The organism is Vibrio sinus, from assembly GCF_023634645.1.
Classification (GTDB): Bacteria; Pseudomonadota; Gammaproteobacteria; order Enterobacterales; family Vibrionaceae; genus Vibrio; species Vibrio sinus.
This window is the reverse complement of record NZ_JAMKMR010000013.1, coordinates 20,007-41,562: the sequence shown is the minus strand read 5'-3', so window position 1 is coordinate 41,562 and position 21,556 is coordinate 20,007. Positions and strand designations below refer to the sequence as shown.

General features: G+C 44.8%; 18 protein-coding genes. 7 read left to right on the top strand and 11 right to left on the bottom strand.

The annotated features are described in order from the left end of the window. The first annotated feature begins 116 nt into the window (after positions 1 to 116). Genes bepA through M9194_RS14050 form a run of 4 tightly spaced genes read left to right on the top strand, consistent with a single transcriptional unit; the run spans position 117 to position 2,929 of the window. Positions 117 to 1,571, top strand: coding sequence for a beta-barrel assembly-enhancing protease (bepA, locus tag M9194_RS14065; protein WP_250613315.1), 1,455 nt, complete (start codon positions 117 to 119; stop codon positions 1,569 to 1,571). 19 nt (positions 1,572 to 1,590) lie between these two features. After that, positions 1,591 to 1,935: an arsenate reductase (glutaredoxin) gene (arsC, locus tag M9194_RS14060; RefSeq protein WP_250613314.1), complete on the top strand. Its 345-nt coding sequence runs from the start codon at positions 1,591 to 1,593 to the stop codon at positions 1,933 to 1,935. Beyond that, positions 1,932 to 2,501: an NAD(P)H:quinone oxidoreductase gene (gene wrbA / locus M9194_RS14055; protein ID WP_250613313.1), complete on the top strand. Its 570-nt coding sequence runs from the start codon at positions 1,932 to 1,934 to the stop codon at positions 2,499 to 2,501. Before arsC ends, wrbA begins: the two co-directional genes overlap by 4 nt. An 8-nt stretch (positions 2,502 to 2,509) precedes the next feature. Next, the gene (locus M9194_RS14050) at positions 2,510 to 2,929 is read left to right on the top strand and encodes a DUF2069 domain-containing protein (protein WP_250613312.1); all 420 of its coding nucleotides are present in this window, start codon (positions 2,510 to 2,512) and stop codon (positions 2,927 to 2,929) included. A gap of 85 nt (positions 2,930 to 3,014) precedes the next feature. Here M9194_RS14050 and M9194_RS14045 read toward each other — a convergent pair whose 3' ends face one another. The 7 genes from M9194_RS14045 to M9194_RS14015 form a co-directional block, all read right to left on the bottom strand. Continuing rightward, positions 3,015 to 4,289, bottom strand: coding sequence for a DUF2066 domain-containing protein (locus M9194_RS14045; protein ID WP_250613311.1), 1,275 nt, complete (start codon positions 4,287 to 4,289; stop codon positions 3,015 to 3,017). Between the two features lie 245 nt (positions 4,290 to 4,534). After that, positions 4,535 to 6,007, bottom strand: coding sequence for a sigma-54 dependent transcriptional regulator (locus M9194_RS14040; RefSeq protein ID WP_250613310.1), 1,473 nt, complete (start codon positions 6,005 to 6,007; stop codon positions 4,535 to 4,537). A 177-nt stretch (positions 6,008 to 6,184) separates the two neighbouring features. After that, on the bottom strand, positions 6,185 to 6,595 hold the full coding sequence (gene fliS / locus M9194_RS14035) for a flagellar export chaperone FliS (RefSeq protein ID WP_250613309.1): 411 nt from the start codon (positions 6,593 to 6,595) through the stop codon (positions 6,185 to 6,187). Between the two features lie 13 nt (positions 6,596 to 6,608). Further along, the gene (fliT, locus tag M9194_RS14030) at positions 6,609 to 6,914 is read right to left on the bottom strand and encodes a flagellar protein FliT (protein WP_250613308.1); all 306 of its coding nucleotides are present in this window, start codon (positions 6,912 to 6,914) and stop codon (positions 6,609 to 6,611) included. Between the two features lie 3 nt (positions 6,915 to 6,917). Then, positions 6,918 to 8,918, bottom strand: a complete 2,001-nt coding sequence (fliD, locus tag M9194_RS14025) for a flagellar filament capping protein FliD (RefSeq protein WP_250613307.1) — start codon at positions 8,916 to 8,918, stop codon at positions 6,918 to 6,920. 23 nt (positions 8,919 to 8,941) lie between these two features. Further along, the gene (gene flaG, locus M9194_RS14020) at positions 8,942 to 9,373 is read right to left on the bottom strand and encodes a flagellar protein FlaG (protein WP_250613306.1); all 432 of its coding nucleotides are present in this window, start codon (positions 9,371 to 9,373) and stop codon (positions 8,942 to 8,944) included. 76 nt (positions 9,374 to 9,449) lie between these two features. Further along, the gene (locus tag M9194_RS14015; protein ID WP_250613305.1) at positions 9,450 to 10,580 is read right to left on the bottom strand and encodes a flagellin; all 1,131 of its coding nucleotides are present in this window, start codon (positions 10,578 to 10,580) and stop codon (positions 9,450 to 9,452) included. Between the two features lie 369 nt (positions 10,581 to 10,949). Between M9194_RS14015 and M9194_RS14010 the strand changes: the two genes are divergently transcribed. Beyond that, positions 10,950 to 11,324 carry a hypothetical protein gene (locus M9194_RS14010; RefSeq protein WP_250613304.1) on the top strand — a complete coding sequence of 125 codons (375 nt, stop codon included), beginning with the start codon at positions 10,950 to 10,952 and terminating at the stop codon, positions 11,322 to 11,324. Positions 11,325 to 11,400: 76 nt separating this feature from the next. On the opposite strand, the gene M9194_RS14005 is transcribed toward M9194_RS14010, so the two are convergent. The 4 genes from M9194_RS14005 to M9194_RS13990 all read right to left on the bottom strand — a co-directional run bounded on the left by M9194_RS14005 (position 11,401) and on the right by M9194_RS13990 (position 17,666). Continuing rightward, positions 11,401 to 12,534 (bottom strand): flagellin, encoded by a 1,134-nt coding sequence (locus M9194_RS14005; protein WP_250613303.1) that lies wholly within the window; start codon positions 12,532 to 12,534, stop codon positions 11,401 to 11,403. A 235-nt stretch (positions 12,535 to 12,769) separates the two neighbouring features. Beyond that, positions 12,770 to 13,903, bottom strand: coding sequence for a flagellin (locus M9194_RS14000; protein WP_250613302.1), 1,134 nt, complete (start codon positions 13,901 to 13,903; stop codon positions 12,770 to 12,772). Between the two features lie 148 nt (positions 13,904 to 14,051). Beyond that, positions 14,052 to 14,957 (bottom strand): Dyp-type peroxidase, encoded by a 906-nt coding sequence (locus tag M9194_RS13995; protein WP_250613301.1) that lies wholly within the window; start codon positions 14,955 to 14,957, stop codon positions 14,052 to 14,054. Between the two features lie 201 nt (positions 14,958 to 15,158). Beyond that, a complete protein-coding gene (locus M9194_RS13990; RefSeq protein WP_250613300.1) occupies positions 15,159 to 17,666 on the bottom strand; it encodes a molybdopterin oxidoreductase family protein in 2,508 nt (835 codons plus the stop codon). A 408-nt stretch (positions 17,667 to 18,074) separates the two neighbouring features. Here M9194_RS13990 and cobA point away from each other — a divergent pair, with 408 nt between their 5' ends. Together cobA and nirB are read left to right on the top strand one after the other, a co-directional pair. Further along, positions 18,075 to 18,932 (top strand): uroporphyrinogen-III C-methyltransferase, encoded by an 858-nt coding sequence (gene cobA, locus M9194_RS13985; protein WP_250613299.1) that lies wholly within the window; start codon positions 18,075 to 18,077, stop codon positions 18,930 to 18,932. Between the two features lie 30 nt (positions 18,933 to 18,962). Further along, positions 18,963 to 21,539, top strand: a complete 2,577-nt coding sequence (gene nirB / locus M9194_RS13980) for a nitrite reductase large subunit NirB (protein ID WP_250613298.1) — start codon at positions 18,963 to 18,965, stop codon at positions 21,537 to 21,539. Positions 21,540 to 21,556 lie beyond the last annotated feature (17 nt).

The following is a 21,556-nucleotide window of genomic DNA, read 5'->3' as shown; positions in this document are numbered from 1 at the left end:
ACAGAGCGAAGACTTGCTGCCAATACACCCCAGATAGATTTTTCGCAAAAATATCAGAACCTCTGTCTGTTTGCACTGTCCATACGTTTAGATTACATGGAGTAGAATCAAGCAATATGTTCAAACGCTGGCGTTATCTCGTTTACCTTAGTGTTGTTACTGCCGTAGGGTTGCCTAGCTACTCAATTGCTCACGATCAACAACTGCCCGATATTGGCACGGCAGCGGCCGGAACTCTTACCATAGATCAAGAGAAAATCTACGGTGATGCCTATATGAGGATACTCAGAGCCAGTAAACCCATCATTAATGATCCGGTACTCAGTGAGTTTATCAATAGTTTAGGTCACCGGTTGGTTGCCAATGCCGATGACGTAAAAACGCCGTTTACTTTTTTTCTTATTCAAGATCAAAGCATTAATGCGTTTGCCTTTTTCGGCGGGCATGTTGCCTTACACACTGGACTCTTTCTCGATGCCAATACCGAAAGTGAGCTTGCTTCGGTTATGGCGCACGAAATTGCTCATGTTACCCAGCGACACCTTGCTAGGAGCATGGAAGAACGAGCTCGGCGGACACCAGCTACAGTTGCGGCATTAGCAGGCTCGTTACTGCTTGCCATTGCCGCTCCCCAGGCGGGAGTTGCTGCCATTACTGCAACGACTGCTGGTAGTATGCAAAGTCAAATAAACTACACTCGTAGCAATGAAATTGAAGCCGATAGATTTGGTCTGGCGACGTTGGAAAGAGCAGGCTTCAATGTTAGAGCTATGCCTCGCTTTTTCGGTCGATTAGCCGATGAATACCGTTATGCTAGCAAACCGCCGCCGATGCTCCTTACCCACCCATTACCCGATGAACGGATTACCGATACACGTATACGAGCGTATCGATATCCTTTGCACAAAGTCAAACCTTCTCTGGCCTATTATCTAGCCAGAGTGAGAGTCATTGTCCGTTACGTCAATATGGACAATGATGCGGCACAAGGTTGGATAAATAGAAATGAGAAAAAGGCCCCAGCCGTTCTCAAACCTGCATTTCAATATGGCCACGCACTGCTGTATCTCGATAACCGTCAACCTAAAGAAGCGGAGAAGATTCTAGATAAACTGTATCTAGAAGATCCCACCAACGACTTTTATCTCGATGCTTTGTCTGACACTTATCTCGCGTTGAAACAAGCAGATAAAGCACAGAAAATGCTAGAAAAAGCCTTAAAGGTTAAGCCGAACAACAAAGTTATTACCATCAACTACGCCAATGTACTGATTCAAGAGGATAAGTTTGAGCCTGCTATTCGGCTGTTGCAACGCTATACCCATGACAACCCCGAAGATGTGGTCGGCTGGCAACTTTTATCTGAATCAAATGGCAAAGCAGGACATAGGGCTGAAGAGCTTGCCGCGCAAGGCGAGTTGTTAGCACTTAGAGCGAATTGGGATAAAGCGATACAGCGCTACACCGAAGCGAGTAAAATTGCTAAGTTGGGCAGCTTATCTCAAGCCCGTTACGACGCTCGAATCGATCAATTAATCTTACGGCGAAATCAGTTTAACGCATTGAAATGAAATTAATTAGGAGTCACTAATGTCTGTCACGATTTATCACAATCCTCGCTGTTCTAAAAGCCGACAAACACTTGCCTTGTTAGAAGAAAAAGGGATTCAGCCTAAAATCATTAAGTATCTCGATACACCGCCTAGCGTGGATCAATTGCAAGCCCTCTACGCGCAACTTGGCCTATCTTCGGTAAGAGAGATGATGCGAGTAAAAGAAGACATCTATCAAGAACTGAATTTAGCCAGTGCGGATGACAACCAGCTTTTCCAAGCCATGGCCGACAACCCAAAACTCATTGAAAGACCTATCGTGGTTGCTAACGGAAAAGCAAAGCATGGCCGCCCGCCTGAACAAGTCTTGGAGATCCTATGAGCTGTCAACTATTAGTACTCTACTACAGCCGCCATGGTAGTACGCAAACATTAGCGCGACATATTGCTAGGGGAGTCGAGTCCGTCAGCGGATGCGAAGCCATCCTTAGAACGGTTGAAGAAATTGGCGATAGATCAGATGAGCCAAGCGATCCGATTGTCACCATGCAAGAGCTATCATGCTGCGATGGTTTGGCAATGGGGAGCCCTGTTTGGTTTGGTAACATGGCAGGCCCACTCAAACACTTTTGGGATCATACGACATCGCTTTGGGTAGGCGGTGCTCTGATTGGCAAACCAGCTTGCTTGTTCTCCTCATCATCCAGCTTACATGGTGGGCAAGAGACGATTTTACAATCGATGATGCTACCTCTTCTTCATCACGGGATGATCGTCATGGGCATACCCTATTCAGAATCCCAGCTTCACAGTACGCAAAGTGGTGGCTCGCCATACGGCGCATCGACGACATCTGCAGGTACTAACAACCTGTCAAAAGAAGAAAGTGAGTTAGCCATTCAGCTAGGTAAGCGATTGGCGACAACAGCATTAAAGCTCAAGGAATAAGCATAACAATGGAAATGGCATCAAGGACGAAGCAACACCGCTATATCGCGTTATTGGGAAACATCACTCTATTAATTTGGGTGGCGGTATGGCAGTTTTATCTTTCACCACATCAGCACATTAGCAGTTTTTACGTTGCAATCGCATGGTGCTTACCGCTACTGCTACCACTACCAGGTATCCTCGTTGGCAAGCCCTATACCCATGCTTGGGCAAACTTTGTCTTAATGCTGTATTTTTTGCATGCATTAACCATTTTATATATCGACTTGGGAGAACGTTGGTTAGCTGCGGTTGAGCTTCTGTTGACCCTAACCGCATTTGTAGGCAATACCCTATATGCTCGCTCACGCGGAAAAGAGCTTGGGCTACGGCTTAAAAAGTTGTCTGAAGTGGAAAAAATTGAAAAGCAAAAGTTTGGTAATTAGTCTCATATATGAGGTTAATAAAATCACTCACGCATAAAAATAGCGAGCATGACCTGCTCGCTATTTCTTATCTGTTTTTACCGAACTACTGATCTTGCCATTTATAGGCCAAAGTCGGATTTGTCGGTGGTGGCGTCACTGCAGCATCTGATGAGCTGTTGTGCTCTATAGAATCAGCCGTAGTATCCACTACATATTGGTTATCCGCCACTTGACCAGCCTGTATGGGAGACGCTGAGTTGTTGGTCGAATTATCCGATTGAGCTGGCGTTGAAGCATCTGTGCTGGAAGGCGGTACAGCGTTAGATGAATCAGATGATGAGTCAGGAAGTTGCCCTGTCGCGGGTAGAGGCAAGTCTTCTGGCTCTATTTGCGTCACATTGCCCATGCGCGTCACTTCTTGTTCAAAGCTATCTACTGACGCCAATAGGTGAACTCGGAACAATACCGTAGAGCCATGGATGCTTAGCACATCTAAAGACGCAACCGAGCTTAGTCCCTTCAACTTATCCTCTAATCGAAAAAAGTCATCCGCTGTATTGATATTAGTAAATTGGGTTTTAACGGATTCAGACGATTCGCTCGCAATCACAACACCACTTTTCTTGGCATAGTAATTACTAATTTCATTGATCATTTGTGCGCCAGCGTTATCTCCTGAGTCCTTCCCAGTCACTGGTACTGCCGTGGTATCAATCATTGCCGATGGTTTTTGATCGTACAATGTCCAAGACAGCTTAGCGCCCTGCTCCACTTTGACGACTAATACCGCATCGGCCGGATAGCGCTGGCTAGCTTTACTCATAGGGATAACGAATCCACCCCAAAAGTCTGACGCTGAAGTACCAGTTATGTCATCAAAATCACCAACCGGAACCGTTAATGGTAAGCCTCTTAGCTTAGCTGTCTCACGTATTTCTTTTAGCACAGGGGAATCAGAATGTTCCCAATCTATCTGACGCTCATAGCCATTATCTTCGATCACCCAAACGAGAAGATTTGGTCTCATTGAAGGCCAAAACGGCAATTTAGCTTGAGTCAGCAGAGAACGAATTTGTGGAGCACCAAACTGCATATCAAGATAGGTATTTTGATCTTTGGTCGCATAGCTGATCTGAGTTATATATCGAGCACTGTCGTTAAGGGCTTTAGTGATAACCGCATTGTCAATAGCGTTAGGATCACCTGAAGCTCGGATAATGACATTCTTCATCCCTTGCTGACGGGCATTTTCGTCGGTGAATCTGGCATCCTTCGCGTCTTTGCCCAACAATATATGTGAACTATATAAATCCACTTTAGTTAGCGCATAGGCCGGAAGCGCTAATAACATCATCACCAATAAAGCTAAATTACGCATGTTTATCCTATATCGTTCATTGCGAGTTGTGATAATAAGCAACTATCTGAGCCCGGGCAAGAAAAGCACTTCAAGATACGGTTAGAATTAACAGCAAGTTAGAAAACTTGCTACGGTCACCACTACTCTTACTGTGCTGCACTTCAATGTGGCCAGAAAGTATGCTCACTCAATAGCACGTATCGTTATTCCCAAGCATAGGATAAAGTTCGAATAACTGCGATGCATAGCACCAAATAACCATGCTAACGCTGTAGATTGTATTTGCGCATTTTCTCAACCAGAGTCGTTCGCCGCATACCGAGCATATCTGCTGCTCTAGCAACCACACCACTTTGTAAGTCAAGTGCCTGATTAATTAACCCTATCTCAAGATCGGCAAGCATTTCTTTTAAGTTGATGCCTTCGGGGGGAATCGATTGCAGCGACTGAGAACCATTGATACCGCTAGATTGCTGATCAAGCTCAAACTGAAAATTTTCTGAAAAGACTTCTGCTAAAGTTTCACGCTCTAGCTCTTCTACCGTTTGATTGGCGTTATTCTCTGGTTGAAATTCAGGAATATCGCCGTAACGATACTTTGCTGGAAGATGATTCACATCCACCAGCTTATCGGGATGTAAAATGATCATCCGCTCAATTAAATTGGCCAATTCACGCACATTACCAGGCCAAGGGTGCTCCATTAAAGAGCTGACAGCGCGAGGGCTAAAGCAAATTGGGCGACCACCTTCAGACTCTAAGCGCGCCATTAACTCACGCAATAGCAGGGGAATATCTTGTTTGCGATCTTTTAAGGCAGGCATTTCAATTGGAAAGACGTTCAACCGATAATATAAGTCTTCACGGAATTCACCGTCTTTTATCATGTTTTCTAAGTTACGATGTGTGGCGGCAACCACACGTACATCGACTTTGATTGTTGTGTTACCACCTACCCGCTCGAAAGTTCGCTCTTGCAATACCCGCAATAGCTTAACCTGCATTGGCATTGGCATATCGCCAATTTCATCTAAAAAGATGGTTCCAGATTGGGCGAGTTCGAAACGCCCTTTTCTGGCTGTAATTGCGCCAGTAAATGCGCCTTTTTCATGACCAAACAGTTCACTCTCTAGCAATTCAGGTGGGATGGCACCGCAATTGATTGGTACAAATGGGCCCTTTTTTCGTGCTGAGTGATAATGAATATTTCTGGCCACCACTTCTTTACCTGTACCTGATTCACCTAACACCAATACATTGGCATCAGTCTGCGCTACCTGTTGAATCAGATGACGAACTTCCTCGATTTCAGGGCTTTGCCCTACTAGGGTTCGACATAGCTCAGAGCCTTGACTCGGAGACTCTACATTGGTGTTTTGTCGACCTAAAAAGTCTTTGCAATATCTTAGAGCTTCGCTTAGCTGAGGATAATTAAGAGGGAGTGCTAATTCTCCGACAAACTGTGGGTAATTTTCTAGGGAGTAGGCGATGTTTCCAACTTTTAGGAGGGGGATATGGTGGGACTGAGACAACTTTTCACTTAACTTTGAAGGTAATTCGCCGCCAGCAAGAGAACCGATAATGCAACCTGACCAGACCTGCGACCAGTCCTGATCCTCTAATTGGTTAGAAGAGACAATTTCACACTGCTCTCCAACAAACTCTAATATATTACTTAGATTGACACGCTGTTGAGCGTCATCTTCAATCACAAGTAGTTTTGCGATACCTTGCATAGGGAAGAATGATTGCCTTCATCTTGATATTTTGTGCTTGCCTCAAAATAGATAACTTCGCAGTGCAACCCCAAAATAACCACTAGTCCTGTTAGTTAATTACATTCTATTTGATAAAAAAAATAAGGCAACCAAGCAATTATGCTATGTGACATTAGTTAAATCTATGGAACCCATTTATGCATTTGCGTCAGATGCCGTCAGGTTGTGGAACTCTGTGGGTATTTTGTCCCAAGCTGACTTAATTTCTCGCACAATCTCAATCACATCATCGAGTAATTGAGGATCGTTTTTATGATTTGCGTCAGCTATTTGAGTAATCATAAACTCGTATAACTGATCTAAGTTCTTCGCCACGTCGCCGCCATCATCCATGGACAAACAACTTCTTAAACTTATGATGATATCCAATGCTTTACCAAGGCGCTCTCCTTTAGAGGGGATGTTGCCTTGTAGCATCGCCGCTTTTCCTTGAATCAAGCGCTCAATAGCACCTGCCATGAGCATTTGCACGATTTTATGCGGAGAGGCCGCACTGAGTTGGCTATCAACGGATACCTTCTTGTATGCCTGTAACGAACCACGCATAATTTCCCTCTTGCTATAAAAACTTCTTATATTGCTGTACCGATTTACTGCCATGTCGATACTTTTTTAAAGCTTGTCCTAGTTCGGCAGTTTTCGTTTGCATCAGTTCTACTACCAATTGTGTCTCAAGAATGACAGATTGCCACTCTTCTTTATCTACACAGCTAGGATCCGCTTTAATCCCTGAAATAACTGTATGCAGTATCTGTTCCCTTATATCGACAAATTGAGTAAGTTCTTCAGTATTAATTTCACTTTCTGTAATGCATTGCCTGATTTTATTATTTAAATCACATATTTGCTCAAGCTCAGATTTCATCTATTACCCACCTAAGGCATTCATCATTCCAGAAAGCTGAGTCTGCATCTTCCCTGTTGCATCTTGCATGGCGACAAATTTTGCATGGGTACGCTTTTCCAAACTGTCCATTCTTCTATCGAGCGCCACTTGATCATCACCTAAGCGTCGATTACTTTCCGTTAAACTTTTCTCGCGTGTGCGTATTGAACCTGTCACCCCAGTCATTTGCTGTATGGTGTCTTCCACACGTTTAGCAAATCCCTCATTACCACCAAAAAAGTCAGATAGGTTATTAAAGTTGTTATTTATCTGCTTATCTAACAACTTATAGTTTATCTCTAATGTGCCCTGTCTGGTGGTGGTAATGCCAAATTCTGTTAAGGTCTTAAGATTTTCGGGCGCAGGTTCAATATCGGTTGAGAATATCCGTTTCAATTTCGAATCCGAGCTACGTACCACACTGTCGCCCGACAAAGGTCCGGCTTGTCCTGTCCTTGGGTCGACACCACCCAATTGTTGAGACAGTTGATAAAACTGGTTGTATGCAGCCACAAACTGTTCAATATCTTCCCTAACACCTTGTCTATCATACTCAATGTCTATTTCTGAAGGCGCTTTATCTGGTTCAGACTTACCTTTCAATGTTAAGTCTACACCCTCTATCGCATCTTCGATGATATTATTTTCACTCGATAAGTGCGCAACGCCATCCAACACCACTTTCGAGTCCTGCGCCGCCTGGACCTCTGACATCCCCCGGTACGTATCAAAGGACTCTTGCGCCGCTCTGAGATCCGCATCAGCTTTATCAACTTTTTCCAAGTACGCTCGCTCTTCAGGCGTGAGTCTCGCTCTTTCTTTTTCCTTGGCCTGCTCTGGCGTCAGCTCTCCCGCCTTCACTGCGCGCTGAATTTCAGCATCCTCTTTAGCGATTTTTTGCTCTAGAATCTCTTGAGCTTCTTTGGGAGTCACATAGGAAGAGGTCAATGTCCCCGATGCGGTGTTCGACCAACCAGGTACATCTGGAGCTTTCTCTATTGCTTTCTCATCCAGCTCAACTTCTGGCTCCCAGTAAGAATCAAGTAGCGTACCGGACGCCGTCTCTGACCAGCCAGGAATTCTATCTTCTGGCTTGAGGCTTTTTGCCGCTTCCGCCGCGGCGGCTGCAGCCGTTACTGCAGCTTTGGAAAGATCGCCGGTTTCACTACCCGGTTGTGCGGCCTTGGATTGAACCGTTTGGGCAACTTGCTCCACTTCCTGGGCAATGTCTTCATCCACTTGCTTTGCCGCCGCACTGATTTTATCGGCAATTTTTTGTGCTAGCTCTTTTTCCTTTTCTGTCAGAGGGCTAATCAGTTCTTGCGCGTTGGCACGTGCCTTTTCTAGATCTTTAACCCGCTCTTCTAAGGTTTTATATTCAAGCTTCTTAAGCAAATCGCCTCTTTCAGCTTGAGCATTAATTTTAACTCGATTTTCTTGACCAGAAGTGGTCGAGGCAACAATTAGCCGAGGGCCATCGACATCGTTGATGATGGAGGCTCTCACGCCTGGGTTGGATTTTGCGTCGTTAATACCACGAACGACGTCAACTAATTTGGAATTTTTTTTAACATCGACAGTAAACTGCTGATCACCCAAGGAAATCTGCAGCTTACCCGGACCAAACTTCGCGTTTTCTGGTAACACATCTGACGCGACTTTATGGCTCTGAGCAAGCTGCAACACATCGATGGCATATCTACCTGCGATTGCATCAGTCGTTGCCGTCGCGGAAACCACGTTGTCATTCGTGGTTTCCACTTTTCTGGCGGCAAACGCCTTCTCCTGACGAAACTTCATCATGAGATTTTTCATCGTATCCAGCGACTCTCTGAGCCGACCATAAGCACTAATACTGGCATCATTCTTAGCCTGCTGATCGTCAATACGTTGCTGTTTAGGAACACGCTCCGCATTTACAATCTTGCTGACCATGGAATTAATGTCCATGCCAGAATTCATACCCATTGGGCCTAAGCTCATCAAATCACCTCAAAAAACTACGATTAAACCTTATCATTCAGCAAGCCTGATGAGAATCGACCTGACTGAGCTTTAAGGCGTCGTAACACCTCTAGCATTTCCTCTTCTGGTATCTGACGAATTACATCGCCAGTACTCGCTTCATAGATCGTCACTACATCCCTCCCGGATTCTTCATCCAATCGGAATGACAAACCAGTGTTTATTGATGAGATGAACTCGTTCATCTGCTCCATCATCTTGGCACGCTCAGCTTTATTGAGTCTTTCTCTCTGTTGAGCAAGATCAATTGCAGCTTCAACCGACTGCTTGTGCCTTTGATTCACCTCTGAAGCGACATCAACACTTTCTTTCTGCGAGGAAGTACGTTGAGCACTATCGTTTTCCGAAGCAACTTTAATGCCACTTTGTGAGCCGTAAGGCTGGATGTTCGATGTGTTGGATGGTATTTCCATAACAATCTCCCTTCCACCTTATAGGTTGGCAATCATCATATCGCCCTTCCCAATAAGCTCGATTAGAGCTCACCGATTAACCTAATAAGCTAAGAGCTGCTGATGGTGTTTGCTTCGCCTGCGCCAAAACGGAGGTACTCGCTTGCTGCAATATTTGCTGCTTGGTCATTTCCGTTGTTTCTTTGGCGTAATCAGTATCTTGAATCCGACTTCGAGACGCATTCACGTTCTCGTCAATATTTTCAAGGTTACTGATTGCGTGACTAAACCGGTTTTGGAATGCACCCAAAGACGCTCGCTGCTCATCCACCGTAGTCAATGCACCATCAATAACCGATACCGCTAATTGCGAACCTGCAACTGTTGTTACATCAATATCCGAGACCGTAACATCTTGGCCAGAACCAAATCCAATTTCAGAGGCTAATCCACCACTGATCGATAAATCACTGCTGACTTTTTGCGATGATGCGAAGAGCTGCAATTTGCCTTGCTCACCGACCGAAGCTTGTACATCAGCAGTCTGACCATTAATGTAAGTTGCAAGTTCTTCTAAATCCTCTCCCTGCTTAGCATTAATCGTGATTTCTTTCTCTTCACCATTGTTATCAGTATAGTTCAGTGATAAATCAGTTGCAGATGTCACTGTCCAGTCAGCACTTTTTCCTTCCGTCGCTACATATTTGGTACCGCCCATGTCGCGGGTGTCCGATCGCATATTGCCCATCGACAACATGACCGCTTCACCAGCCGCCGCACCGATTTGAAAAGATTGATTTCCGTAAGTACCGTTTAACAACTTATTACCACCAAAAGAGGTCGTTTCGGCAATACGATTGAGTTCTTTATTCAACGCTGAGACTTCTTGTTGAATCGCTACCCGTTCAGAACGAGAGTTAGAACCGTTTGAGGACTGTAGCGCGAGGTCGCGCATACGTTGAAGGACATTAGTGGACTCACTCATGGCACCTTCAGCCGTTTGAGCAATGGAAATACCATCATTGGCATTTTTCACCGCCATATCCAAGCCGCGACTTTGTGAAGTCAATCGGTTGGCTATTTGTAGACCTGCCGCATCATCTCGGGCACTGTTTATCCGATACCCTGATGATAGGCGTTCCATGGCCTTGTCGACGCCTTCGGTCGCTTTATTTAAATAGCGCTCCGCCGTCATCGCCGCCACGTTCGTGTTTACGTTAATCGACATATAGTTGATCTCCTTTGGCTTAAGAATGACATACCGTCGTGTCTCTCACCTCACGTTGGCATATCTCATTTCTCTCAGTCCTTTAACGGCGATCGAAAAATAACCTTTAGAAAAAAATTTAGTGACATAGCTTAAGAAGATTGTTTATTACTCATATATCAATAAATATCAATAACATAAATAGATTAAAAAAATTGATAATTTTTTTGATTTCACTGGCTAGAGTCTAACCAACTATGGGTACTGAACACCCAAAAAATATGAAATCAATTGCTTAAATTAAACAAACATACCATCATCCATTCCGCGACAACAACCACAAACATTTTGTAGAAAAAGTAGCGAGTTATATAGATTAAGGAGTTATCTATGATCAAAAAAGCAAGCCTCATCGTGACAACTTTCGCACTGTCTTTTGGAGTAAGTGTATCTAGCTTTGCCGATGAGGGCATAAATAGCAGCAGTAATTATGTAAAATTCAAAGGGACCAATATTTCATACATCAAGCTCGATCAGTCCGGGGACGCCTCGGTGCTCTGGGGAAGTGATGCTGACAGTGGTCCGTGTGGTGGCGGGAATATTTTATATTTTAGTCTGAATAACGACACCAGTGGTGCCAAGCAAGATTGGTACAAAAACTTTATCAATATGAGAAACAATTCTCAGGGCAATCTAATTCTCGACTATACCTGCTCAGGCTCGAGAGCAACTTTACAGAATTTCACTATCCAGAACTTCAACTAACTGATCGTTATTTAGATCTATAAAACACCAAAAGGGCCACTTGGCCCTTTTGGTGTGCTTCAACTGTTCATAATTGTTATTGAAGCAATCCTAGCGCTGCATTCGGAGCTTGTTTAGCCTGAGCCAAAATTGTGCTCGAAGATTGAGTCAAGATTTGCGATTTAGTCAATGCCGTGGTTTCTTTGGCAAAGTCGGTGTCTCTGATACGGCTTCTAGAGGCATTAACATTCTCATGAATGTTATCTAAATTACTGATTGCATGAGACATTCTGTTTTGAAAGGCACCTAGGTTAGCTCGACTACTATCGACTAGCACCAATGCTGAATCAATAATCCCTACCGCTTCTTGCGCGCCACCTACGGTCGTTACATCTATGGTATCTACCGTAACGGTTTGTCCTTCTTGGAAACCAAACTCACCCGCTAAACTCCCTGATACTGTTATCGGGCTGCTGACTTTATTGTTGCCAGCAAACAGTTGTAATTGACCATCTTCGTTTACGGACGCGTCCACATATTCGTTTTGACCGTTGATGAAAGTCGCCAGCTCTTCGATATCATCACCTGGGTGAGCATTAATGACCACATTTTGCTCCATACCTTCGTCATCCGTGAAGCTGATGGTCATATCACTGGCACCAACGGGCACACCCCATTTTGCATCCTTGGCATTGGTTGCCACATAGCTTGTCCCACCCATCAATGGATCATCGCTACGCAAATTCATCAGAGTTAGCATAACGGCTTCACCACTATTGGAACCAATTTGGAAAGATTCGGTACCAAATCGTCCATTAAGCAGTCTTAGTCCACCAAATGCGGTTGTTTCGGCGATACGGTTAAGTTCTTTATTTAAAGCGGTGACTTCTTCTTGAATCGCGACACGCTCTGATTTTGAGTTCGAACCGTTAGCGGATTGAAGTGAAAGGTCTCGCATTCTTTGTAAGATGGTTGTGCTTTCTGCCATCGCACCCTCTGCGGTTTGTGCAATAGAGATACCATCGTTGGCGTTACGTACCGCGGTGCCTAAACCTTGGCTTTGAGAAGTAAGTCGGTTGGAAATTTGCAAACCTGCAGCATCATCTTTTGCACTATTAATCCTAAAGCCAGAAGATAAACGTTCCATCGCCGTTTCCTGCTTATGATTTGCGATATTTAAATAACGTTGAGCTGTCATTGCTGGGACATTAGTGTTTACGTTGACTGCCATGATAGTTTCTCCAATTGATTTTCCGAAATTCCGTTTTCCGACGTCTCGGAAAACCAAGTTGTTCTGTTTGCGTTACTTTTATTAACGACTTTTCTGGCGATTTCTTTAACTATTTAATGCGTTTTTTTATCGAAAAATATGGATTCAGGGAGTAAACGTGATGAAGTAAAAAGAAGTGGTAAATTGACTGTATTTTTTTCTAAAGCTTTAATTTCTTCTGCCGAAAACCTGCCAATTATTTTAGCAGCTTCAAGGCGAGATTCGGTTGCTTCTTAGCTTGCGCTAATACACTGGTGCTGACTTGCTGCAAAATTTGCTGTTTCAGCATCTGTACTGTCTCTTTGGCATAGTCAGCATCCTTGATTCGGCTATTTGATGCCGCCAAGTTTTCGTGAATATTTTCTAAGTTGGATATAGCGTGACCAAAGCGATTTTGCATCGCCCCCATCTCTGCTCGATGGCTGTCGACGTATTCTAGTGCGGTATCAATAATAGACACGGCTCGCTGCGCACCGCCGACATCCGTGACATTGATATTATCCACCGTCTCATAACCTGAGACCGCCATATTGAGCGAGCCTGCCAAACTGCCAGAGAAGGATATTGTCCCTGCGGTCTCTTTACCTGCCATAAAGATTTGCAACTGACCACTTTGATTCACTGACGCGGACACATCGTCGGTTTGCCCATTAATATACGTGGCCAACTCTTCAATATCATCGCCCACTTTCGCTTCAATGCTAATGCTCTGCTGCTCACCAAATGCATCCACATAGTTCATGACCAACATCTGTTTACCCTGGCTGACTTTCCAGTTGGCATCCACGGGTTGCTGCGCCACATAGCTAAAGCCCCCCATTTCAATTCCATCAGGGCGCATATTCCTCAATGAGAATTGCACAGCTTCTCCCGAACTGGCTCCTATTTGAAAAGAAGAATTATCGAACGAGCCATTAAGAAGCCGGCGGCCACCAAAAGAGGTAGTTTCAGCGATCCTCTTCAATTCGTCGTTGAGTGCAGAGATTTCTTGCTGGAGAGCGGAGCGCTCAGATTGGCTGTTTGAACCATTGGCCGCTTGCAGCGACAAATCCCTCATTCGTTGCAATAGCGACGTTGATTCGCTCATCGCACCTTCTGCCGTTTGCAGAATAGAAATCCCATCATTCGCATTTCTCACGGCGACATCTAAGCCACTCATTTGTGCTTCAAGACGGTTTGAAATCTGCAAACCAGCCGCGTCATCTTTGGCACTATTAATACGATACCCTGAAGAGAGCCTCTCCAGAGATTGATTCAGCAATTCGGTTGCGTTACCTAAATTCTTTTGCGCAACCAATGCTGAGACATTGGTATTAACAGTGATGGGCATATGACTCGCCTACAATTACAACTTCCTAGTTTTCGTATCGGCGAGCAAGTTTGATCCTTTAATAAAAAAATAAAATGTCGCGGATCGATGAGGGACAATTGCCGTAGTTTTGATCCGCTTCGCAAAAGCGATCCCCAAGATAGTTCACTTATTTGAGTTGAAGTGCGTCAAGTAACGCCATGGATGGCGCAAAAAAATAAGCCCCGGTTACCGCTTTGGTGTAGTTCAATAACATATCGGTCTTTCCGTCTGTTTTGCCATACATGCTCTCTAACATGGCTGTAAAATTATCTAGAGTATTGCAGTAAGCAATGAACAGTAAGCCATGCTCTCCACTTACACTTCCATAAGGCAAGCTATGACGCACGATTTTTAAGCCTTTTCCATTTTCTTTCAAATCCACTCGGCCGACATGGGACGCGGCATGTACATCCTCAAGCTCTATCGAATCTGGCTTAGTACGGCCAATAATTTTCTCTTGCTGCCGCATAGCCAGTTTGTTCCAAGGCTCTAGGTTATGGACAAACCTTTGCAACATGACATAGCTACCACCTTTGAGCTCTCCCTCGGGTATGATAGCGACTTCTTCTCGCCTATCGTCACCTTTAGGGTTTTCTGTGCCATCGACAAATCCAGTCATATCACGCGAGTCGAGATAGCGGTAACTGTGTGTTTCATCCACAACTTCCACATAGTCAGCTACATTAGACATCAACGAATTAAGCAGATAAAAATGTAAGTCGTGACGAGGTGAATGGCAATGGATAAGCACATCGACATCGGTGCTCGGCGCATGTACCTTACCTGAGCCAAGTTCAGGAAACTCAATAAGTTGATCCGGTAATGGCGTGTCGAATCGCTGCCAACACTGCTTGGTAAAAGCAATCGCGAGCTTAACATTGGCTTCTGGTTGGCTTTGATTTACTTCGTCCACCAAAGATGTCAGCGATTTAAGCTGTTCAAGGACGACATCGAAATGACTGTTGATCTTAATGAGGGTGAACTGAGCAAATGGCCCTGCTTCAGGAAGAATGGCACTCTGGGGCTGCAACATAACCGGTTCCCTTTGTTGGCGAGTAAAGACAATGATGAATCCATACTGGAGTATATGTACCGAGCAATATCCAAGCAACCTGTAGGCGAGTTGACTGAATAGCCTAGATGCCCATCACTGTCCTATACCAACACAAAAAGTGCAAATATTTATCCCCACTTCACCTCGTTCTAAATCTTTCATCTTAAAGTGACGGGTATACTATTGGGCGACTGAGACTTCAGAAAAATTAAACCTTTCTGCCTCATTCTCACCATCTAATTTTTGATTAAACTGTTCTATTTTATTACTGATGTATTCTTCGCTAAAACACATCGCATCTTCTCTTACCACTACAATGGCGTGACACAAGGTATCCGATAATCGGACATATTCCCACTCCATTGTTTGTTGGCTTTCAAATTGTTTAGTGGCTGTACTCGTACTCGTTTTCAAACTCAAAAGTATCTGGTCAACAAGTTGATTGCGATCATCTTGACTGGCCACTCTGTACAAATAGCCTTGTGGTATAGTCTGTTGACACCAGTAATCTGGGCTAAAGTTTGCCAATTTTTCTCGGCACAACACAATAGAAATCGAGCGATAGTCAAACGGTTTAATCATTACAGGAGTCGATTTAAACTCTGGTTGCCCAGAAATCGCATCACAGTGTGCGTCTATTAGCTGACTAGGCTTACCAGCATTAGTATTAGTGCAGCTCCAATGAATCGGCACGAATATCTGTCCAAGCGACATGCTAGCACTTATTTCAACTCGGGCGATGATTTTTCCGTTTTGGTTCGACACCTCAGCGAGAGCATGCTGCGGTAAGTGGTAGTGTTTGGCCGTTTCTGGGTGTATTGCTACGAAAGGCTCAGGAGTGTGGTTTGCTAAACGGCTCGATAGTCCCGTGCGAGTCATGGTGTGCCATTGGTCTCTTACTCTCCCAGTATTAAGCTGAAGCGGCAAAGTAGCCGTGGCGAGTTGGGCAAGAGGTAACTTTTTCACCGCGACAAATTGTGCCTTTTTCGAAGAGGTATAGAACTGTTTGTTAGTCAATAACCTGTTTTGGCAAATGTGGTTCTGGTACTCTGAAACTGGCCATTGCTGGGGTAGCATTTTTGAATACTGCGCTTCACTAAGCGTGTTTAAACCTTGCAAATTAAGGGCTCTTGGACACTCATTTTGTTTCACCGACGTCAGGTTCGCGTACTCTTTAAACACTTCCCCTTCATGCAGATAGTCAAAGGCCTGCTCAAACCCCATTTTCTGAGCTACTTTAGAGATAATCCACCAATCAGGTTTGGCCATTCCAGGTGAAGGCAACAACCTTCTCTGCCTTGAAATTCGCCGTTCAGAATTGCTGACCGTACCGGATTTTTCACTCCACCCTTGAGCTGGTAATAATACATCGGCAAAACGAGTGGTATCAGTATCTTTGATGCAATCTGAAACAATAACACATGGGCATTTTTCCAATGCTTGTTGCACTGTTCTGTTGTCTGGCAAACTGACGGCAGGATTGGTTGCCATAATCCAAATGGCTTTGATCTTACCCTCATTGATAGCGTTGAACATATCTACGGCTTTTAAACCAGGCTGACTGGCGACATTATCTGTTCCCCAGAAGTTGGCAACGAGCTTCTGGTGTTGAGGATTAGCAAAATCCATATGAGCGGCAAGCATATTAGCCAGCGCCCCCACTTCTCTGCCTCCCATCGCATTTGGCTGCCCTGTAACAGAAAAAGGACCACTGCCTGGCTCACCAATTTTACCCGAGGCTAAATGGCAGTTGATAATACTATTCACCTTATCCGTACCTTGGATAGATTGATTGACCCCCTGTGAATAAATGGTCACCACCTTGTCGCAACGAGAAAAGCTGGCATAAAAGCTTGCTAGCTCTTGCGTGCTTAATCCCGTAGTTTCTTCAACACCGTTCTCTTCATAAGCCGAACGTAACGCTGCTTCTAACCCCTGTGTATGCTGTTCAACAAACCTTGCATCAAGCAAGTGATGCTTATCTAAATAGGCCAATAAGCCATTAAATAAAGCAACATCAGAGCCAGACTTGATAGATAAATGGGTATCGGCAATTGATGAGGTTTCGGTCTCTCTTGGATCAATCACGACAATAACAAGACTGGGATTGGTTTGTTTTGCATGCCTTAATCTTTGAAATAACACGGGGTGGCACCAAGCTAAGTTAGAGCCCACAATCACGACCATATCGGTACATTCCAGATCTTCATAGCATACCGGAACGACATCTGCGCCAAATGCCCTTTTGTGTCCAGCGACTGCAGAAGCCATACACAGCCTAGAGTTGCTATCGATATTGCCACTACCAATGAAGCCTTTCATCAACTTATTTGCTACATAGTAATCTTCTGTAAGCAGCTGACCAGAAACATAAAATGCCACTGAGTCTGGCCCATGCTTTGCGATCGTATCGTTCAATCTATCTGCAACCAATTCAAGCGCAGTTGTCCAGTCGGTTTGTTGCTCACCATGAGGGGTACGAATCGTCGGAGCCAATAGCCTCCCTATGCTGGTCACTGTTTCTCCCAAGGCAATGCCTTTCGTGCAAAGCTTGCCATAATTGGCTGGGTGTTCCTTATCGCCCCGGACCTCTAATTGGCCCGAAGACAACGGACGAGCTTCTACTCCACAGCCCACCCCACAATACGCACAAGTCGTTTTTATCCAGCCATCCTTGGAATCTGTCATTACTCACCTTATCGCGATTGAGAAATCAATTGTGGTAGAAAATTTGCAATTTGTACGCCAAGCATAGAAAAGCAGGATGATTGGATAAAAATATCGAATAAACAATTAGTTAAAATAATTACCACTAAAGTGGTATATCCATTTACTAACTAAACCTCCTAATAAAGATAAATATTTGCACCATTTTTAATCAGTTTGCACCAAAGGCGCTCATTTATTGTAGAAATAAATATTTCGAGGCCAAACGTTTTCAGTTTTGGAGCAAGCAATAATTTGTCTTATACATTTGTTTTTAATGAAAAATATATCGAGACACCCTAAATTCATACTTGACTGGCACTGTCCTTGCTCTTATCGCTTTATTTGCATCATTTATTCAAAGTTCAAGCTCAACACAGGAGTGAAGAGATGACTGAGATGTCCAAACTAAGTAATCAGACCAAATTAGGCATGGTCTATCTCGTTGGTGCAGGTCCTGGCGACCCTGAATTGCTCACCATCAAAGCGGCCAACGCAATTCAGCAATCAGATGTCATTGTCTATGACCACTTGGTGAGTAAAGAGATCAGAAACACCTTCCCGGTACATTCACGCGCAATTTACGTGGGCAAGGCTAAGGGTAAACACAGCTACTCTCAAGAAGACATCAACCATTTGATGGCCGAGTTTACTGTCGCTGGCCAAACGGTATGCCGAGTGAAAGGAGGCGATGCGTTTGTGTTTGGCCGTGGAGGAGAAGAGATGATCCACTTGAGCGAGCAGGGAATTACCGTGCAAGTTATCCCAGGCATTACCGCGGCATCCGGGTGCACCGCGTACGCAGGAATTCCTTTAACACATCGTGGCCTAGCACAAGGCTGCACTTTTATTACCGCCCATGCTCAAGACAAACTGGATATTCAATGGACATCACTCGCCAATTTAAATCAAACGTTAGTGATTTATATGGGACTGAGTAAAACCCAGTTGATAACCAAGCAGTTAATATCCGCTGGATTGGACAGAAATACCCCAGCAGCGCTAATTGAGAACGGGTGTACACCAGAACAAAGGAATGTCGTCGGCAAGCTGCACCAGCTCACTCAATTGAAAGACACATATCACATACAATCACCCGCCATCATCGTCATTGGCAAGGTCGTCTCTATATATAAAGAATCGCATACTATTGATAGGCCAAGCACTTCCCCATTGACGTCTTTGGACAACCAATTCGCCCCGATTATTAACTTACCCCCGGTCTCACCGCTATCAAAATCGGCGTAGTAAAGCACATTATTAAAAAGGATTAAAATAATGGAAAAGCAAAAAGTCGTTGTTGTCGGTAATGGCATGGTTGGCCACAAGTTCATTGACCTGCTCTTGCAACATGAGCATCACAATTATCAGGTCGTAACGTTTTCAGATGAACCGCGCCTTGCCTACGATAGGGTTCAACTTACCTCATATCTTGGCGGAAACACAGCCGAAGATCTCGCCCTGACGGATGCTAACCACTACCAAACCCTTGGCGTCGATTTTATTCTCAATGACAAAGTGACCAGCATAGACATTACCAATAAACTCATACGCAGCCAAAATGGCCGCGTAGAAACGTATGACAAACTCGTACTGGCTACTGGCTCCTACCCTTTTGTACCTGAGATTCCTGGAAGAAACCAAGTACATTGTCACGTATATCGAACCATTGAAGATCTAGATGCCATTGAGAAATCAAGCTTAGAAAGTCGCTCTGGCGTGGTGATTGGTGGCGGCCTGTTGGGGCTAGAAGCTGCGAATGCATTAAAAAGCCTTGGCCTAGAGACTCATGTCGTTGAGTTTGCCCCAAGGCTTATGGCTATGCAGCTCGATGAAGGCGGCGGGGAGTTACTGCAACGAAAAATCGAAGCGCTGGGCGTGAAAGTTCATACGCAAAAAGCCACCACAGAGATCACTAAAGGTACGCAATCGCGCTATCGGATGAACTTTGCTGATGGCTCTTGCCTTGATACAGATATGATCATCTTTTCAGCTGGCATTCGGCCCCAAGATGAACTTGCCAAACAAGCGGGTATTCAAATAGGCGAGCGCGGCGGTATCATCATCAATAACCACTGCCAAACCAGCATTGAAGATATCTACGCTATTGGTGAATGTGCATTATGGGAAAATCGAATTTTTGGTCTCGTGGCTCCCGGCTACCAAATGGCCAAAGTCGCTGTCAATCACATCCTTAGTGATAGCGATGAAAACGGTGCGACGACCTTCACTGGTGCTGATATGAGCACCAAGCTCAAACTGCTCGGGGTTGATGTCGCCAGCATTGGCGAGGTCCATGGCCAGACAGCAGGCGCGCAATCCTACACCTACAGTGACGAAATTGACCAAGTATACAAGCGACTGATTCTTTCAGAAGATGGCCGTAAAATCATTGGTGCTGTGCTAGTCGGAGATACAGAAGCTTTTGGCTCTCTGCTGCAAATTAAGCTCAATGACATGCCGCTTCCAGAAAACCCGTCCGTTCTGATTCTACCCAACACGGTTGATGATGACACCTCCGCTCTGGGTGTGGATGCGCTTCCGGAAACCGCGGTAATATGCTCCTGCTTTGATGTCACCAAATCTACTATTAAACAAGCCGTTACAAATGGTTGCATCTCAATGGTAGAACTCAAGTCATCCACCAATGCATCAACGGGTTGTGGCGGTTGCAGTGCTCTGGCTAAACAAATTCTAGACAGCGAGCTAAGTCAATTGGGCGTAGAGGTAAACAATCACTTATGTGAACACTTTCATTACTCACGACAAGAGCTTAGCGACATTATTCGCATCAACAATATTGAGAATTTTGACACCCTTCTTGATCAATATGGCCAAGGCCTTGGCTGTGATATTTGTAAACCGGCGGTTGGATCTATACTGGCTTCTTATTGGAACGATTACATTCTTAAAAAGGAGCATATGGAACTGCAAGACACCAACGATATCTATCTGGGCAATATGCAAAAAGATGGGACGTATTCTGTGGTACCTCGTGTGGCTGCTGGAGAGATCACCCCGGATAAACTCATCGCCATTGGCGAAATTGCAAAAGAGTACGATCTGTATACCAAAATTACCGGAGGCCAACGTATCGACCTGTTTGGTGCTCAAGTTCATGAACTGCCCCACATTTGGAAAAAGTTGATTGACGCTGGGTTTGAAACAGGCCACGCCTATGGCAAATCCGTACGGACGGTCAAGTCGTGTGTTGGTACAACATGGTGTCGATACGGGGTTGGCGATAGTGTTCAACTCGCTCTGGACATTGAAAATCGTTATAAGGGCTTACGTTCGCCACATAAATTGAAGTTCGCCGTTTCAGGGTGCACACGGGAGTGCGCTGAAGCTCAATCCAAAGATATTGGCGTGATTGCGACGGACAAGGGTTGGAACCTTTATGTATGTGGCAATGGTGGTATGCGACCAAGACATGCCACCTTATTCGCTACCGACTTAGATGAAGCCACCCTCATACAATACATCGATCGCTTACTCATGTTCTACGTCCGCACCGCAGATAGGCTGCAGCGTACTTCGGTATGGCTAGAGAATATGGAAGGAGGCGTAGAGTATCTCAAATCCATCATCATTGAGGACAAACTAGGGTTAGCGAATGAACTAGAAAGCGAGCTGGCCAATAGTATCGCTCATTATCAATGCGAGTGGAAAACCACCATCAATGACCCCGAAAAGCTGAAACGCTTCAACCACTTTATCAATAGCGATGAAGTGGATGATTCGCTTCGCTACCAAACGGTCCGAGGGCAACGTATACCAGCCACGCCTCCTAGCCAAGAGCAGCAGGCCGATACAAAAGACTCAGATCATATCAATATCATCGAAGTACGTTAATCACACCAGCCCTCGAA

Excerpts from the sequence above, each read along its gene's own strand:
- bepA (WP_250613315.1), top strand. The coding sequence starts at position 117 with ATGTTCAAACGCTGGCGTTATCTCGTTTACCTTAGTGTTGTTACTGCC.
- arsC (WP_250613314.1), top strand. The coding sequence starts at position 1,591 with ATGTCTGTCACGATTTATCACAATCCTCGCTGTTCTAAAAGCCGACAA.
- wrbA (WP_250613313.1), top strand. The coding sequence starts at position 1,932 with ATGAGCTGTCAACTATTAGTACTCTACTACAGCCGCCATGGTAGTACG.
- M9194_RS14050 (WP_250613312.1), top strand. The coding sequence starts at position 2,510 with ATGGAAATGGCATCAAGGACGAAGCAACACCGCTATATCGCGTTATTG.
- M9194_RS14045 (WP_250613311.1), bottom strand. The coding sequence starts at position 4,289 with ATGCGTAATTTAGCTTTATTGGTGATGATGTTATTAGCGCTTCCGGCC.
- M9194_RS14040 (WP_250613310.1), bottom strand. The coding sequence starts at position 6,007 with ATGCAAGGTATCGCAAAACTACTTGTGATTGAAGATGACGCTCAACAG.
- fliS (WP_250613309.1), bottom strand. The coding sequence starts at position 6,595 with ATGCGTGGTTCGTTACAGGCATACAAGAAGGTATCCGTTGATAGCCAA.
- fliT (WP_250613308.1), bottom strand. The coding sequence starts at position 6,914 with ATGAAATCTGAGCTTGAGCAAATATGTGATTTAAATAATAAAATCAGG.
- fliD (WP_250613307.1), bottom strand. The coding sequence starts at position 8,918 with ATGAGCTTAGGCCCAATGGGTATGAATTCTGGCATGGACATTAATTCC.
- flaG (WP_250613306.1), bottom strand. The coding sequence starts at position 9,373 with ATGGAAATACCATCCAACACATCGAACATCCAGCCTTACGGCTCACAA.
- M9194_RS14015 (WP_250613305.1), bottom strand. The coding sequence starts at position 10,580 with ATGTCGATTAACGTAAACACGAACGTGGCGGCGATGACGGCGGAGCGC.
- M9194_RS14010 (WP_250613304.1), top strand. The coding sequence starts at position 10,950 with ATGATCAAAAAAGCAAGCCTCATCGTGACAACTTTCGCACTGTCTTTT.
- M9194_RS14005 (WP_250613303.1), bottom strand. The coding sequence starts at position 12,534 with ATGGCAGTCAACGTAAACACTAATGTCCCAGCAATGACAGCTCAACGT.
- M9194_RS14000 (WP_250613302.1), bottom strand. The coding sequence starts at position 13,903 with ATGCCCATCACTGTTAATACCAATGTCTCAGCATTGGTTGCGCAAAAG.
- M9194_RS13995 (WP_250613301.1), bottom strand. The coding sequence starts at position 14,957 with ATGTTGCAGCCCCAGAGTGCCATTCTTCCTGAAGCAGGGCCATTTGCT.
- M9194_RS13990 (WP_250613300.1), bottom strand. The coding sequence starts at position 17,666 with ATGACAGATTCCAAGGATGGCTGGATAAAAACGACTTGTGCGTATTGT.
- cobA (WP_250613299.1), top strand. The coding sequence starts at position 18,075 with ATGACTGAGATGTCCAAACTAAGTAATCAGACCAAATTAGGCATGGTC.
- nirB (WP_250613298.1), top strand. The coding sequence starts at position 18,963 with ATGGAAAAGCAAAAAGTCGTTGTTGTCGGTAATGGCATGGTTGGCCAC.